Origin of the sequence: Kribbella sindirgiensis, assembly GCF_004331435.1 — a bacterium.
GTDB lineage: Bacteria > Actinomycetota > Actinomycetes > Propionibacteriales > Kribbellaceae > Kribbella > Kribbella sindirgiensis.
The window spans coordinates 105,843-120,762 of sequence record NZ_SJKA01000003.1; the positions used below are offsets into that span (position 1 = coordinate 105,843).

Genomic DNA, 14,920 nt, shown 5'->3' on the forward strand with positions numbered 1-14,920 from the left:
CTCAGAACATGTACGTCGAGTTGATGATGGCGCCCTTGCGGGCGTAGTGGATCAACGCGTCCTGCACGTCCAGCGGGTGGGTCGGGATGACGCCCTCGATCAGGTCCTCCTCGCGGGCGCCGTGCAGGGACAGGCCGAATCGGCAGCAGTACACCTTGCCGCCCTCGGCGATGAAGGTCTTCAGCGACTCGTTGATGTTGTGCTCGCCGGGGAAGGCCGAGTTGCCGGTGGTCGGGAAGCCGCGGGTGGCCAGGCAGTTCAGCGATCCCGGCCCGTAGAAGTAGATCGCGGACTCGAAGCCCTTCCGTTGTGCACGGGTCGCCTGCAGGATCGCGACGAAGCTCACCGACGACTCGTGCGCGATGCCGTGCACGAGGGTGAAGTAGGTCTCGCCGTCCTCGGCCTGATAGTCCGGGAACACCTTGGTGCCGCCGTAGATGCTGGAGCCCTGCGGCAGCGAGGGATGCGGGATCTCCTCCAGGCTCTTGGTCTCGAGCTCGGTCAGTTCGGCGGTTTCGGGCATCTCGTTACTCCTTGGGTCAGTCGTACAGGTGGGAGAAGGTGCGGTGGAAAACGTGCTCGCCGAGTTCGCCGTCGCCCATGGCGGCGCGCATCCTGGCGTACTCGCCCGCGTGGTCGCCCCAGGGCTGGTCGCTGGCGAACAGCACCCGGTCGTGCCCGGTCCCGCGGCGTTCGATCTCGGCGGCCAGCCAGCCCGGGGCGAAGCCGATCGCCCAGGACAGGTCGGTGTAGATCCGTTTCCCGGCCTCGATCCAGTCGAAGAACCGGGAGCCGATCAGCTTGATGTGGCCGCTCATCCCGCCGCCGAAGTGGACCAGGTGCAGCGGCACGTCGTCGGCGTACGTCTCGACCAGGTGGCCGACATGGTCGATGTCGGACGCGGCGCCGGGTGAGGTGTGGACATGGACAACGAGCCCGTGAGCCCTGGCGGTGTCGAAGATCTCGTCGAGTTGCGGGCGGACGGCGTCGTCGGTCGGGTGGCCGCCGAGCAGGAAGCTGAGCTTGAGCGCCCGTACGCCGGGTTCGGTCGCCAGCGTCAGCGCCTTCGCGGTGAGCTCGGCGTCCTGCGGTCGCGGTGAGACCCAGAGGCCGGCGCGGATCCGGTCGTCGCGGGCCGCCGCCTCGACCACGAGCTCGTTGAAGCCGAACGACACCGCGACATCGGGGACGCCGTAGTTCGGGATCACCAGGGCGCGTTCGGTGCCCTCGGCATCCAGATCGGCGATCAGCTCGTCGATCGTCGCGCGGGCGGTGACGTCGGGGTTGACCGGAGGCCCGCCGTAGAACGGATAGGCGGGCAGTACGCCGAGGTGGCGGTGGGCGTCGTGGACGGGCATCTCAGGCCACCGTCCGATGTTTGCCGGCGATCCAGTGCACTCCGGCTCGTTGCTCAACGATGCGTTCGACGACGTACTGCGCGTCGTCGGCCACGCCACCGAAACGTCCGGATCCCCACGTGTGCTGCCAGGGCAGGCCGATGAAGTACAGGCCCGGCACGCTCGTCACTCCGCGCCGATGGGTCGGGTACCCGCGGCCGTCGAACACCGGCACGTGGATCCAGCTGTCGTCCCGGCGGAACCCGGTACTCCAGATGATCGCGCCGATCCCTTGTAGTGAAAGGGTTTCAGACGGGTCGGCCGGCTCCCAGACCGGGTGGTAGCGCGGCTCTTCGGGCGCTTCGATTCGCTGCGCCGCGATGTACGCGTCGATCGTGTCCTTGATACCTTCGGACACCGCGTCGGCGTGGTCCAGGTTCTCCTTCAGGTCGGCGGCGAAACGCAGGGTGGCCTGGTCCGCGTCGACCAGCCGGCCGTACAGCCGCATCCCTTCCAGGGCGAACTTCCGCAGGTCGATGTCGCGACCGCCGTCCCGGCCGGTGACGTAGTGGTTCACCCGGAACCGCACCGCCTCGGCGTCGTCGAACTCGTCGATTCCCTTGCGGTAGTAGCCCATCCGGTCCAGCCAGGCCACCACATCGAGCCCGCGGTAGAACCGGGCGACCCGCGGAGCGCTGCCGGTGACGAGGTGCACGGTGCGTCCGGCGAGGTGCAGGTCCTCGGCGATCTGGCAGCCGGACTGACCGGTCCCGACCACGACGACCTCGCCGGGCGGCAACTGGCCAGGATTCTTGTACTGCGAGGAGTGCAGTTGCGGTACGTCGATCCGCTCGGCGAGCCGCGGGATCCGGGGCCGCTGGTACGGACCGGTCGCTACCACCACCTGGTCAGCGGTGACCGTCCCCGCGGACGTGGCGATCCGGTACCCGGCTTCGAGCCGCGTCGCCCGGACGCCCTCGACGAGCGGTACGTCGTACGAACGACTGTAGGCCTCGAGGTACGCGACGATCTCGTCGCGGACCATGAAGCCGTCCGGGTCCGGGCCGTCGTACGGGAACGCCGGCAGCCGGCACTGCCAGTTCGGAGTCACCAGGCAGAACGAGTCCCACCGCCGGTTGCGCCACTCGCCGGCGACCCGATCCGCCTCCAGAACAAGGTGATCCAGGCCCTGCGCGACCAGATGCCGGCTCGTCGCCAGCCCGGCCTGCCCGCCGCCGACCACGACGACGGGAAGATGCGCACCGTCGGTGAGTTGCATGTCGGCTCCCGGGCTTCGGTCCTACTGGATGACATCCAGTGAAGGACCGCCCGATTGCCGTGCAATTGCCTCCGGAACAAACTCAGGTTTCCGAATCGCCGCCCCGGGTTTCGCGTGTGTAACCACGCATTACCGGTCGAGCTTGCGCACCTCGGTCTCGGCGGGGGTGATCGACCGGCCGTCGGCGGCGTGGATCTCCAGCGGCCGCAGGGGTTTGCCGTCGCGGCGATCGAGTAGTTCGGAATGCGGCTCGCGGGGCTCGAAGGCGAAGGCCTCGCCCCATTGGCGCAGCGCGACGATCACCGGAAAGAGTGCCTCGCCCTTCGCGGTCAGGACATAGTCGGCGTCGGTGTGCTCGAGGATGCCGTTGTCGATCAACCCTCGGAGCCGCGCGCTGAGGATGTTCTTCGCAACGCCGAGGCTGCGCTGGAAGTCGCCGAACCGGCGGCTGCCGTCGAACGCGTCCCGCACGATCAGCAGCGACCACCAATCACCGACCACGTCCACCGACCGCGCCACCGGGCAGCTCTCACCGTCGAACCTGGTCCGCTTGACCATCCCGCACCTCCTGGTTGCAACATGCTACCAAATCCTCTTACGGTAGCAACATGCAACCAAATGTCCGCCAACGGATCGCCCTCGCGATCGCGGCCGGTGTCGCGGTCTCGACCGTCTACGCCGCGCAGCCGCTGCTCGTGACCATCGGCACCGACCTCGGGGTCGGGCCGAGCACGGTCGGCGGGTTCGTGACCGTTACGCAGCTCGGCTACGCGCTCGGGCTGTTCCTGCTCGTCCCGCTCGGCGATCTCCTCGACCGTCGCCGGCTGATCCAGACCCAGTTCGCGCTGCTGCCGCTGGCGCTGCTCGTCACCGGTGTCGCCCAGAACGCCGCGATGCTGCTGGTTGGTCTGGCCGCGGTCGGTGCGCTCGCCGTGGTCACCCAGTCCCTGGTCGCGTACGGCGCCGCGCTCAGCGATCCCGCCCATCGCGGGCGCACAGTAGGCACCATCACGAGCGGGATCGTCATCGGCATCCTGCTGGCGCGGACCACCTCGGGCATCCTCACCGACCTCCTCGGCTGGCGGGCCGTCTACCTGATCGCCTGCATTGTCTGCCTCGCAATCACCACGTTCTTCACCCGGTCGGCCCGGCAACCCGGCATTGGCCTGACGTACGGCGCGTTACTGCGGTCCACCGTCGACCTCTGGCGGGAACCTCCGTTCCGCGAAAGCGCCGTACGAGCCTTCTTCGTCTTCGCGTCGTTCAGCACGCTGTGGACCTCGATCGCTCTCCCGCTCACCGAACACGGCCTGTCGCACACCGAGATCGGCGCCTTCGGTCTCATCGGTGCCGCCGGCGCACTCGCCGCCGGACCGGCCGGGCGGCTGGCCGATCGCGGGCACGGGCAGGTCGTCACCATCGCCGGTTCGGTGCTGTTGGCAACGAGTTGGGCGGCCACGGCGCATTCCCTGGTAGGGCTGGCGATCGGGGCGGTGCTGCTCGATCTCGCCGTACAGGCGATTCACGTCACCAACCAGAGCCGGATCTACCGCCCGGACGCGGGCAGCCGGTTGATCGGGGGTTACATGGTGTTCTACTCGCTGGGCAGCGGTGTGGGCGCGATCGCCTCCACGGCGCTGTACGAGCGCGCCGGCTGGACCGCGGTCTGCTGGCTCGGTGCGGCCTTCGGAGCCGGAAGTCTGGTCAGCTCAGTCCGAGGAGTTCGACGGACTTCTCGCGCATTTCGACCTTGCGGATCTTGCCGGTGACGGTCATCGGGAAGTCGTCGACGAGCAGGACGTACTTCGGGATCTTGAAGTGCGCCAGCCGCCCGGTGGCGAATTCGCGAACGCCTGCCGCGTCGAGCGGGTCGGCGCCGGGCTTGAGTTTGATCCAGGCGCAGAGTTCCTCGCCGTACTTCTCGTCGGGCACGCCAATGACCTGGACGTCGGCGATCGACGGGTGCGTGTAGAGGAACTCCTCGATCTCCCGCGGGTACACGTTCTCGCCGCCGCGGATGACCATGTCCTTGATCCGGCCGACGATGTTCACGTACCCGTCCGCCCGCATCGTCGCGAGGTCACCGGTGTGCATCCAGCGCGCCTCGTCGATCGCCTCCGCGGTCTTCTCCGGCTCGTCCCAGTACCCGAGCATCACGGAGTACCCGCGGGTGCACAGCTCGCCGGGCTCACCCCGCTCGACGACCAGCCCGGTCGCAGGGTCGACGAGCTTCACCTCGACGTGCGGCATCACCCGCCCGACCGTCGACGTACGGCGATCCAGGTCGTCGTCGCGCCGCGTCTGCGTGGACACCGGCGACGTCTCGGTCATGCCGTAGCAGATCGCGACCTCGGCCATGTGCATGTCGGCGACGCAACGCTTCATCACCTCGATCGGGCACGGCGATCCGGCCATCACCCCGGTCCGCAATGACGTCAGGTCGTAGTCAGCGAAGTCCGGTAGCCCGAGTTCGGCGATGAACATCGTCGGTACGCCGTACAGCCCGGTGCACCGTTCGTCCTGCACGGCTTTGAGCGTCGCGGCCGGGTCGAACGCCGGCCCCGGGATCACCATGCACGCGCCGTGCGTGGTGCAGCCGAGGTTGCCCATCACCATGCCGAAGCAGTGGTAGAACGGCACGGGGATACACAGCCGGTCGTCGGCGGTGAACGCGATCGTCTCGGTGACGAAGAAGCCGTTGTTCAGGATGTTGTGGTGGCTGAGGGTCGCGCCCTTCGGGAATCCCGTCGTACCGCTGGTGTACTGGATGTTGATCGGGTCGTCGAAGGACAGCTCCGCCTCGCGGGCGTGCAACTCGTCGACGGCGATCCGCGCCGCGTCGTCGCGGAGCGCGTCCCAGTCGCCGGTGCCAAGGTAGATCGTCTCCTCGAGCGCGGGGCAGCTGGGCTTTATTTCGTCGACCATCGCGCGGTAGTTGCTCGTCTTGAACTCGGTCGCGGAGACGAGCAGCCGGACGCCGGACTGGTTCAGCGCGTACGACAGTTCGTGGGTGCGGTACGCCGGGTTGATGTTCACCAGGATCGCGCCCATCAGCGCGGTGGCGTACTGCGTGATCGTCCATTCGGCCTGGTTCGGGGCCCAGACGCCGACCCGATCGCCCTTCGCGATCCCGCGTGCCATCAGGCCGCGCGCGACCAGTTCGACCTCGGCGCCGAACTCGTCGTACCTCCAGCGCCTTCCGGTCTGGACCTCCACGAGGGCTTCCCGGTCGCCGTACGTGCCGATCGTGCGTCTCAGGTTCGCGCCGATCGTCTCGCCCAGCAACGGAACCTCGGACACCCCGGACGCGTACGACGGCAGGCTCATGGTTGCCATGTTCACGCCGCCCAGATGCCTCTGCAAGAGCACGCGCGGCTGGAAACAGGGGATGGACGGCAAGCAATGTCCTTACCAACTCTCTGTCACTTTCGGTCGCGGAGCGTGGTTGGACCGTTACATTGGCGGAGAGAGGTGTGAGGCGATGGGCCGATCGATGGAAGGTCACGCCCGCAGCGACCGACCGCCGGGGCGGACTGCCGAGGCGGCGCAACGTACCGCTGCGGTGCAGGAACGCGTCCAGGCTCTGAACGGCATCCTGGCCGACGCGCTGGCCGTCGATGTCCACGGCACCGATCTGCAGAGCCTGAAACGGGCACCGCGACGGGCGCCGCCGACCGTGTCGCCGGCCGATCTCGAGGCGCATCCCGGACCCGTCTGGGATGCGTTCGTGCCCCACCCGCCGTTTCGCTGGTGGGGTGCCGAGCGGCGGTTCGCGCGTCGACTCGCCGATGCGGAGGACCGGTTCGCGGAGGCGATCGAACGACACCGTGCTTTTGAGGAGAACCGCCGGGAGCGGGTGGCACGCGCTCTGCGTGAACAGGTCGAGCACCAGCGCCGGCTCGACGAGGCGACCGCGGAACAGCACGCGCGCGTCGACGCGTACGAGCACGCGGTGGAGAACCACGACCGAGCAGCCGTGACGCGGTACTTCACCAAGGCGCTGGACCGGGTACCCGAGCCACTGGACTTTCCCCGCCGGCGCCGGGTCGGGTACGTCCCGGAGTCGACGCTGCTCGCGGTGGAGTGGGATCTCCCGGACGTCAGCGTCGTACCGGCTGAAGCGTCGTACCGCTACGACCGCTCGCTGGATGCAGTGCTGGCCGTTCCGCGGGACCAGGTGGAGCTGCGACGGCTGTATCAACAGCTGGTGGCGCAGCTGGCGTTGCGGGCGCTGCACCTGGTCTTCGGGAGTGACAGGTACGGCGTGGTCGAGACGGTCGTGTTCAACGGGGTGGTCGAGTCGGTGGACCTCACGACGGGGCAGACCGTGCGGCCGTGCCTCATCACGTTGCGGGCGACACGGGAGCAGTACCAGGCTCTGGTGCTGGACCAGCTCGACCCTGTGGCCTGTGTACGGCACTACTTCGCTGCGGAGGTGTCACGGCACCCGGAGGAGCTGCAGCCGGTGGAGCCGGTGCTGGAGTTCGACCTGACCGACCCGCGCACCGTCGAGGCGGTGGACGTGATCAGCGAGATCGACGCCCGCCCCAACCTGCTGGAGCTCAGCCCCGAGTCCTTCGAGCACCTGGTGCACAACCTGCTCACACGGATGGGCCTGGAGACCAGGTTGTTCCGCCGCGGCACCGACGGTGGGATCGACTGCGTCGCCTACGACCCCCGCCCGATCACTGGCGGCAAGTTCGTCGTCCAGGCGAAGCTCTGGACCCGCACTGTCCCACCCTCCGCCGTCCGCGACCTCTTCGGCACCGTCCTCGACGCCGGCGCCACCAAAGGCATCCTCATCACCACCTCCGGCTTCGGCCCCACCAGCTACCAGTTCGCCAACGGCAAACCCCTCCAACTCATCGACGGCACCGCCCTACTGTCCCTCTGCCACCACCACAACATCCCCGCCCGAATCATCCCCCGCGCTAGCTGACTATGCCCTAAAAAGTGGGCATATGCCTGATATAGTGGGCAATCGGAGGTGGCAACGATGCAATTCCCCGAGCCGATGTCGAGCGTCGTTCCTGGGTTGCACGGCCGTGTCCTCGGCGTACTCGCGCGGACCGAGCGGCCGATGACCGGACGAGCTCTCGCCGGATTGCTGCGGTCACATGCAAGTCCCAGCGGCGTACAGAGAGTTCTCGACGATCTGGTGAGCAACGGCGTGGTGATCGCCGAGCCCGCCGGCCGGGCGCGGCTCTACACCCTCAACCGGCAGCACGTGGCGTATCCGGCGATCGACCAACTCGCCCGGCTGCGGCAGTTGTTGCTCGATCGCATCAAGGCAGAAGCCAAATCCTGGGCCGTGCCGGCGAAGGCGATCTGGCTCTTCGGCTCGACCGCGCGCGGTCAGGGTGGAACCGACAGCGATCTCGACCTGCTGATCGTCAGGCCGGACGACGTTGACGATTCAGACCCTGGCTGGCTCGAGCAGGTCGACACCCTGTCCGCACACGCAAGCCTCTGGTCCGGAAACTCCTGCGAGGTCGTCGAGTACAGCGCCCAGGAGGTGCAGGACCTGATCAACCACGGCGAGCGCTTGGTGACCGAGCTGCGCCGGGACGCCGTACCTATCGCCGGCAGCACACCCCGACAGATCCTCTACCGGAAGGCCGGCTAGTGCCCGCAATCGACGACGCCCGTGCACACCTGACAAAGGCTCGGGAGTTCCTCGAAGCGGCCCAGCTGACCAACGATCTTCAGCTCTACAACGCCGCAGCCTCGAATGCCGTCACCTCAGGCATCAACTCGAAGGACGCGATCTGCCTTGCGCTGACCGGCCACACTCGCAAGTCCGACAACCACACGGAAGCAGTCGTGGAATTGAAGAGGGCGGGAGCGGCCGGCCGGGACAGCAGCGCGACGCTGTCCCGGCTGCTGAAGCTCAAGTCGAGGTCGCAGTACCAGGCCAGCTCGGTGTCGGCGGCCGATGCGACGAAGAGCATCGACTGGGCGGCCCGTCTACTGGATACGGCGGAGAGCATGACACTTATTTGAGCGGGGCCTCGTAGATCTGGATCTCGGTGCCTCCGGGGTTTTCGCCGTCGTCGGGGGCTGTGTAGAGGCGGAGTTTGGTGGGGGTGGTTTCGAGGGCTACTGGGTTGCGGGTGGCGTTGTGGTTGGTGGTGGGAGAGAAGTAGGGGAAGGGGATCTCGTGGAGGATGCGGTTCGTGCGGAGGTCCAGGAGGGCTAGGCCGCCCAGGTCGTACGACGTGTTGTTGGGGCCGGGCAGTGTGGTGACTCCGCCGCACAGTTGCTTGCCGCGGGCGGCGTAGTCGCAGTCCTGGTAGTCGAGGATGTGGGACTCGTTGGCGACCTTTTCGAGCTGCTTACCGGTCGGTGTCCAGTCGTAGAGCGTGCGGGAGCCCCAGCTCACCCCGTGGACCTGGCCGGTCGTCCGGTCGCGTACTACTCCCCCGACGTGGTCCTTCACCCGGAAACGCTCAGTGACCCGGTAGGTCTTCGGGTCGACCGTGTAGACGATCGCCCGCGAGTTCGGCCGGTACTCCGCGGCCGGTACCCACAGGTCCTTCCCGTCGAAGTCCAGGCCGCCCGGGTGGTACGCCGTACCCTCGCCGAGCCGGATGTCCTTCTTCAGGTTTCCCTGCCGGTCCAGCACGAACAGGTGCCCGATTCCCTTGCCAGGGGTCCGGTCGTACCCGTCCACCGGCACCGGGTACTTCACCGGCGCCTCCAGCACCTCAACACTGCTCAGAAAGATCTGGTCCCCGACGATCGCGAAACCCTGCGGGTGGTACGTCGGGAACTTCAACGGCACCCGCTGCGCCAGCGTCCACGCCGTACTGCGGCTGGTGGCCTGGAACGCACGCGTGACGTCAGAGTCCCGACCGGTGGCCTGGGCGGTGGTCAGGCCGGTGAACAACACGCCGGCCAGGGCGGCAACGGTCAGCAGTCGTCTGCGCATTGACGGTCTCCTCAGCTCGAAAGTCGATGCTGCAGTGTGAGATGCCCAGGTGACTTGCAGGTGATGCCAAACTGGCCGTTATGGACACAGGGGTGAGTGTTGTCGGGTCAGGACAGGTCAGCGGTACGCCGGACATCCTGCGCGTCACGTTCGGCGTCGAGCAGGTCGCACCGGACGTCGCGGCTGCTGTGGCGACGGTCGGCGAGCGGACGGACGCGGTCATCGCGGCGCTGCGGGCACAGGGGGTCCAGGAGTCGCAGCTGGGCACCAGTTCGGTGAACGTGTTCCAGGAGTACCGGGAGCCCGGCACGGACCCGGCGTACCGGGCGTCGCACACGGTCCTGGTGGAGACGAAGGACCTGACCGGGTTCGGCGCGCTGCTGAACGCGGCCGTGGATGCTGTCGGCAACAGTCTCGCGCTGCACGGGCTGCAGTTCGACATCGAGGACAAGACCGAGCTGCTGGTCCAGGCCCGGGAGCTGGCGTTCCAGCAGGCCAAGACGAAGGCCGCGCACCTGGCCGGCCTGGCCGGGTTCTCACTCGGCTCGGTGACCGCGATCTCCGAGAACAACGCCCACACGCCGCTCGGGCCGGAGGCCCGGCTGTCCACGTCCAAGGCCTACGACTCGGCCATCAACATCGTGCCCGACGACCAGAACGTCGTGGTGTCCCTCCAGGTGCACTTCGCCTGGGCGTAACGCGCGTCTCAAAACGAGCACAGGGGTTGCGTTGTCGGCGGCGTCGTACAGACTGCTCTCATGTACGCACCGGCTCCGCTACGGCGGCAACTGAGTCGGTCCGGGCTGTTACTGCTCGGACCGGCGTTCGTCGCTGCTGTCGCATACGTCGACCCGGGCAACTTCGCCACCAACATCGCCGCCGGTGCGACGTACGGCTATCTGCTGTGCTGGGTGGTCGTCGGCGCCAACCTGATGGCCGTCCTGGTGCAGTATCTGGCGGCCAAGGCCAGCATCGCCACCGGACGGACCCTGCCGCAGCTGTGCCGTGACCACTTCCGCCGGTCGACCTCGACCGGGCTGTGGGCGCAGGCCGAGGTGGTCGCGATCGCGACCGACCTGGCCGAGGTCGTCGGCGGCGCGATCGCGCTCAACCTGCTGTTCGGCATCCCGCTGCTGCTCGGCGGCGTGATCACCGGCATCGTCTCGTTCGCGCTGCTCATCTACCAGTCGAAGCGCGGCCAGCGGCCCTTCGAGGCCGCGATCATAGGCCTGCTCGCCGTCGTCCTGGTCGGCTTCGTCGTGTCGACGATCAAGTCGGAGCCGTCCGCGAGCGGTGTGGTCGGCGGACTGGTCCCGCGGCTGGACGGCACCGACTCACTCGTCCTCGCGGCCGGGATGCTCGGCGCGACCGTCATGCCGCACGCGATCTGGCTGCACGGCGCACTGGTCACCGACCGGCACTGGAAGACCATCCGCTCCGACAGCGGCAAGTCCCGCGTACTGCGCGCCACCCGGGTCGACGTGGCCGTGGCGATGGCGCTGGCCGGAGCGGTCAACCTGGCCATGGTCGTGCTGGCCGCAGCCGCACTCAAGGGCACCGGAGCCGACTCCCTCGACGCCGCCCACGTCGCGATCGGTGACCGGCTCGGCCAGCTGCCGGCCCTGCTGTTCGCGCTCGCGCTGCTGGCCAGCGGTTTCGCGTCCTCCTCGGTCGGGACGTACGCCGGTTCGGTCATCCTGGACGGCTTCTGGAAACGCCACGTCCCGCTCCCGGTCCGGCGCCTGATCACCCTGATCCCCGCACTGCTGATCCTTGCGATCGGCATCGACCCGAGCCGCGCACTGGTGGTTTCACAGGTCGTGCTCAGCTTCGGCATCCCGTGCGCGCTGTGGCCGTTGGTGAGATTGACCGCAACACGTCGCGTCATGGGTGACCTGGTCAACCGGAAGGCGACTACTCTCGCGGCATGCCTGGTAGCCACCGCCGTCACGGCCCTCAACGTCGTACTGATCGTGCTGACCGTTCGGGGATGACGTGACGCGGGTGTTCGCCGTGAGCGACGTCCACGGCCACCTGGAGAAACTGACTGCCGCACTGCACGCCGCCGGCCTCACCGATGCCGACGGCAACTGGGCCGGCAGCGAGGACACCCGGCTGTGGTTCCTCGGCGACTTCTTCGACCGCGGCCCGGACGGTATCGGCGTCCTGCGGTACGTTCGCGGCCTGATCGGCCAGGCGCCCGTCGGCGCGATCCGGATGCTGCTCGGCAACCACGAGATCCTGGCGCTCGGGATGTACAAGTTCGCCGACACGTTCGTCCCGCACGACGGCATCACGCTGCGCAGCTTCGAGCGTTCCTGGGCCCTGAACGGCGGTCAGGACCGCGACCAGGAGCTGCTCACCGACGACGACGTGGCGTGGCTGCTCGACCAGCCGCTGCTCGCCCTGGACGCCGACCAGCTGCTGATGCACTCCGACACCGCCGAGTACGTCGAGTGGGGCGACACGATCGACCAGATCAACGCGGCGGCCGGCGCCGAGCTGCACACCGACGACATCGAGGTGTGGTGGGAGATCTGGCGCCGGACGACGTCGCGGTACGCGTTCCGCGGCCCGAGCGGCCCGGAAGTGGCCCGGATCCTGCTCCAGCACCTCGGCGGCCGCCGGATCGTGCACGGCCACAGCATCGTCGCCGACCAGCTCGGCATCGACCCGCAGTTCCTGACCGGCCCGCATCTGTACGCCGACGGTCTCGCCCTGGGCATCGACGGCGGCGCCTTCGACGGCGGCCCGTGCCTGGTGGTCGAGCTCACCGCCGAGTAGCCGGCGCGGGAATGGGCCGGGCCTGTGCGGGGTTGTCAGCGGTTATGGCGGAGAAGACTGTGAAGATTCCCGGACCGGACCATCCGATCACCGTGGAGAAGAACCCGGACCGTGTGGTCGTGAAGGTCGGCGACCAGGTCATCGCGGACACCCGGGACGCGCTGTCGCTGCAGGAGGCGAGCTACCCCGCGGTGCAGTACATCCCGCGGGGCGACGTCGACCTCACGCTGCTCGAGCGCACCGAGCACCAGACCTACTGCCCGTACAAGGGCGACGCGTCGTACTACTCGATCCTCCCGGACCTGGAGAACGCGGTCTGGACGTACGAGCAGCCGTACGACGCGGTCGCCGACATCCGCAACCACCTCGCGTTCTACCCCGACAAGGTGTCGATCGAGATCATCCCCTAGGGCGTGGCGGGGAACCATCAGACACGCCCTATCACCGGAGCGAGTATTTCCGGCGGTACGACGTGACTCTGGTCGGGTAGCTCCGTGAGGGTCGCGTTCGGGAGGATCGCGACGATGCGGTGCGCGGCGTCGAGCATGAACGGCGCGGTCGCGGTGCCGGCGATCACGAGGGTCGGCGGCGTGATCGCCCGGAGCGTGGCGACCGGGGTGGTGCCTTCGTGGCCCATGACGGCGAAGTCGTAGGCGAGCGTCGGCGCCAGCTCGGCCACGCCCGGAGCGGCTGCCACCTGCAACGCCTCCGGTTTGGGCATGCCGGTCATCAGCAGGAACAGCTCGACCGCCTCCCGGTTCTGGCCGTCGCGGATGAGTTCGAGCACCTGCTCACCGTCGTCCGACGGGTCCACGTCGTCCGGTCCGTACGGCGGCTCGTGCAGCACGACCTTGGTGAACGGCAGCCGGCTCGCTGCGATCGCCGCCAGTCCCGCACCGGACGAGTGGCCGTAGAGGGCCGCCGTACCGCCGACAGCTGTCAGTAGCGCGGCGATGTCGTCCACCTCGCGCTGAACGTCGTACGGCGTGCTGTCACCGGAGTCACCGCGGCCGCGGCGGTCGTACGTCACGACGTCGAAGTGGTTCGCCAGCTCGTCGGCCAGCGGCCGGAGCGCGTGCCGATCGCACAGTGCTCCCCCGACCAGGATCAGTGGGTGCCCGCTGCCCAGGCGGTCGTAGGCGATCGTCGTACCGTCCGCGGACGTCACTTTCTCCATCTGCTGCTCCTCCGTCGTCGTTGCTGACGTGGTGACGTCGGAGCCGTTCCGGCCGCTTCGACATATGTGGTGGCGCGTGGGCTATCCGGGTGGTTCACTGCTTCGCGATGATCACCAGAGTTGATGACTACCTCCACAGGGTCCCGCTGTCCGGTTCGGTCGCCGAACAGGTCGGGCCGTTCGCCCTGTTCCGCAGTACGACGGTCTGGCCGTACTACGCGCGACCGGTGCCCGGTGCCGACGTGAAGATCGAGCCGGCCGACGTTGAGCTGGTGCGCGCGCGGTGTGCCGAGCTGGGGATCCCACTGAGCTTCGAGTGGGTCGTGGAGACCTGTCCCTCGTTAGGCGATGCTGCGGCCGCAGCCGGCCTCACTGTTGTTGAGCACCCGTTGCTGGTGCTGGAGCGCGCTGACTTCCGCCCAGCCGTGGCTGATGCTCGCTGCGAGATCCTCTCCGCTGACGAGGAGCTGGTCCGGCAGGCGCGTGCGGTCGCCGGACTCGCGTTCAGTGAACCGGGCACGGGCGTCGGCAAGGCCGGACCGGCCGAGAGGGACTCCGCGGCTGCCGAGATGTCGACCGACATGGTCCTGGCACTGCAGAGCAGAGCTCTGCGAGGTGTGTCGGTAACGGCCGGTGCGTTCACCGACGAAGGGATGGTGGCCAGCGGTACTCACCAGCCGGTCGACTCCACCACGGAGATCGTCGGCGTCGGCACACTGCCTTCCATGCGTCGCCGCGGTCTTGCTGCCGCAGTGACCTCGGCTTTGGTCGATCACGCGCTGGACAACGGCGTGGACCTGGTGCTGCTGTCCGCCGAGTCGGACGCGGTCGCAGCGGTCTACGAGGGCGTCGGCTTCCACCGGATCGGACACGCCGGAGCAGCTGAGTGACCGGGAGCCCCAGTACCCGTCTGGTCGTACTGCGCGGGAACTCGGGCTCCGGCAAGTCGACCACCGCCCGGACTCTGCGTGAACGTCTCGGCCGCGGTACGGCGTGGGTCGAGCAGGACCATCTCCGGCGGATCCTGCTCCGCGAGCGCGACGTCCCGGGTGGCGTCAACATCGGGCTGATCGACCTGAACGTCCGCTACGCGCTCGACCACGGGTACGACGTGATCCTCGAGGGGATCCTGGACGCCGGCCGGTACGGCGACATGCTGCGGCAGCTCACGTCCGACCACCGCGGGACGACGCTGCACTACTACTTCGACATCCCGTTCGCGGAGACCGTCGTACGGCACGGGACCCGGGACAACCGGCGTGAGTTCGGCCCGGACGTGATGCAGGACTGGTACCGGGAGCACGACGTACTCGACGGGATCGAGCAGACCGTGATCGGCCCCGGCAGTGCACTGGACGAGACCGTCGCGAAGATCCTGACCGACCTTGGGGCAGATCCCGTACCGTTGTAGG

At 68.0% G+C, this 14,920-nt stretch carries 17 protein-coding genes; 10 read left to right on the forward strand and 7 right to left on the reverse strand.

What is annotated here, in order from left to right:
* Window position 1: 1 nt before the first annotated feature.
* The 4 genes from E0H50_RS08930 to E0H50_RS08945 all read right to left on the reverse strand — a co-directional run bounded on the left by E0H50_RS08930 (window position 2) and on the right by E0H50_RS08945 (window position 3,174).
* Window positions 2-523, reverse strand: coding sequence for an MSMEG_0572/Sll0783 family nitrogen starvation response protein (locus tag E0H50_RS08930; RefSeq protein WP_131286158.1), 522 nt, complete (start codon window positions 521-523; stop codon window positions 2-4).
* 16 nt (window positions 524-539) lie between these two features.
* Window positions 540-1,358: an amidohydrolase family protein gene (locus E0H50_RS08935; RefSeq protein WP_131286159.1), complete on the reverse strand. Its 819-nt coding sequence runs from the start codon at window positions 1,356-1,358 to the stop codon at window positions 540-542.
* A 1-nt stretch (window position 1,359) separates the two neighbouring features.
* Window positions 1,360-2,616 carry an MSMEG_0569 family flavin-dependent oxidoreductase gene (locus E0H50_RS08940; protein ID WP_131286160.1) on the reverse strand — a complete coding sequence of 419 codons (1,257 nt, stop codon included), beginning with the start codon at window positions 2,614-2,616 and terminating at the stop codon, window positions 1,360-1,362.
* A 129-nt stretch (window positions 2,617-2,745) separates the two neighbouring features.
* The gene (locus tag E0H50_RS08945; protein WP_131286161.1) at window positions 2,746-3,174 is read right to left on the reverse strand and encodes a winged helix-turn-helix transcriptional regulator; all 429 of its coding nucleotides are present in this window, start codon (window positions 3,172-3,174) and stop codon (window positions 2,746-2,748) included.
* 50 nt (window positions 3,175-3,224) lie between these two features.
* Between E0H50_RS08945 and E0H50_RS08950 the strand changes: the two genes are divergently transcribed.
* On the forward strand, window positions 3,225-4,385 hold the full coding sequence (locus tag E0H50_RS08950) for an MFS transporter (protein WP_131286162.1): 1,161 nt from the start codon (window positions 3,225-3,227) through the stop codon (window positions 4,383-4,385).
* Here the strand turns inward: E0H50_RS08950 and E0H50_RS08955 are convergent.
* Entirely contained in the window at window positions 4,321-5,943 is a 1,623-nt protein-coding gene (locus E0H50_RS08955; RefSeq protein WP_238150854.1) for an AMP-binding protein, read from the reverse strand. The genes E0H50_RS08950 and E0H50_RS08955 overlap by 65 nt on opposite strands.
* A 154-nt stretch (window positions 5,944-6,097) precedes the next feature.
* Here E0H50_RS08955 and E0H50_RS08960 point away from each other — a divergent pair, with 154 nt between their 5' ends.
* The 3 genes from E0H50_RS08960 to E0H50_RS08970 are packed head-to-tail and all read left to right on the forward strand — an operon-like array spanning window position 6,098 to window position 8,619.
* Window positions 6,098-7,555 carry a restriction endonuclease gene (locus E0H50_RS08960; protein WP_131286164.1) on the forward strand — a complete coding sequence of 486 codons (1,458 nt, stop codon included), beginning with the start codon at window positions 6,098-6,100 and terminating at the stop codon, window positions 7,553-7,555.
* Window positions 7,556-7,612: 57 nt separating this feature from the next.
* A complete protein-coding gene (locus E0H50_RS08965) occupies window positions 7,613-8,242 on the forward strand; it encodes a nucleotidyltransferase domain-containing protein (protein ID WP_131286165.1) in 630 nt (209 codons plus the stop codon).
* On the forward strand, window positions 8,242-8,619 hold the full coding sequence (locus tag E0H50_RS08970) for a HEPN domain-containing protein (RefSeq protein ID WP_131286166.1): 378 nt from the start codon (window positions 8,242-8,244) through the stop codon (window positions 8,617-8,619). The genes E0H50_RS08965 and E0H50_RS08970 overlap by 1 nt, the downstream gene beginning before the upstream one ends.
* Here E0H50_RS08970 and E0H50_RS08975 read toward each other — a convergent pair.
* Window positions 8,612-9,547 carry a DUF6454 family protein gene (locus tag E0H50_RS08975; RefSeq protein ID WP_131286167.1) on the reverse strand — a complete coding sequence of 312 codons (936 nt, stop codon included), beginning with the start codon at window positions 9,545-9,547 and terminating at the stop codon, window positions 8,612-8,614. The two genes, E0H50_RS08970 and E0H50_RS08975, sit on opposite strands and share 8 nt — an antisense overlap.
* A gap of 92 nt (window positions 9,548-9,639) precedes the next feature.
* Between E0H50_RS08975 and E0H50_RS08980 the strand changes: the two genes are divergently transcribed.
* From E0H50_RS08980 to E0H50_RS08995, 4 genes are read left to right on the forward strand one after another with little or no spacing between them, the layout of a single operon-like run.
* Window positions 9,640-10,245: an SIMPL domain-containing protein gene (locus E0H50_RS08980; protein ID WP_238150855.1), complete on the forward strand. Its 606-nt coding sequence runs from the start codon at window positions 9,640-9,642 to the stop codon at window positions 10,243-10,245.
* A gap of 60 nt (window positions 10,246-10,305) precedes the next feature.
* Window positions 10,306-11,541, forward strand: a complete 1,236-nt coding sequence (locus E0H50_RS08985; protein ID WP_131286169.1) for an Nramp family divalent metal transporter — start codon at window positions 10,306-10,308, stop codon at window positions 11,539-11,541.
* 19 nt (window positions 11,542-11,560) lie between these two features.
* Window positions 11,561-12,331 carry a metallophosphoesterase gene (locus E0H50_RS08990; RefSeq protein WP_238150856.1) on the forward strand — a complete coding sequence of 257 codons (771 nt, stop codon included), beginning with the start codon at window positions 11,561-11,563 and terminating at the stop codon, window positions 12,329-12,331.
* A 44-nt stretch (window positions 12,332-12,375) separates the two neighbouring features.
* Complete coding sequence (locus tag E0H50_RS08995) at window positions 12,376-12,741, forward strand: DUF427 domain-containing protein (RefSeq protein WP_131286171.1); 366 nt, start codon at window positions 12,376-12,378, stop codon at window positions 12,739-12,741.
* 17 nt (window positions 12,742-12,758) lie between these two features.
* Here the strand turns inward: E0H50_RS08995 and E0H50_RS09000 are convergent, their stop codons facing one another.
* The gene (locus E0H50_RS09000; protein WP_131286172.1) at window positions 12,759-13,508 is read right to left on the reverse strand and encodes an alpha/beta fold hydrolase; all 750 of its coding nucleotides are present in this window, start codon (window positions 13,506-13,508) and stop codon (window positions 12,759-12,761) included.
* Between the two features lie 107 nt (window positions 13,509-13,615).
* On the opposite strand from E0H50_RS09000, the gene E0H50_RS09005 reads away from it, so the two are divergent.
* Both E0H50_RS09005 and E0H50_RS09010 read left to right on the forward strand, forming a co-directional pair.
* The gene (locus tag E0H50_RS09005) at window positions 13,616-14,398 is read left to right on the forward strand and encodes a GNAT family N-acetyltransferase (protein ID WP_131286173.1); all 783 of its coding nucleotides are present in this window, start codon (window positions 13,616-13,618) and stop codon (window positions 14,396-14,398) included.
* The gene (locus E0H50_RS09010) at window positions 14,395-14,919 is read left to right on the forward strand and encodes a kinase (RefSeq protein ID WP_131286174.1); all 525 of its coding nucleotides are present in this window, start codon (window positions 14,395-14,397) and stop codon (window positions 14,917-14,919) included. Before E0H50_RS09005 ends, E0H50_RS09010 begins: the two co-directional genes overlap by 4 nt.
* Window position 14,920: the final 1 nt, after the last annotated feature.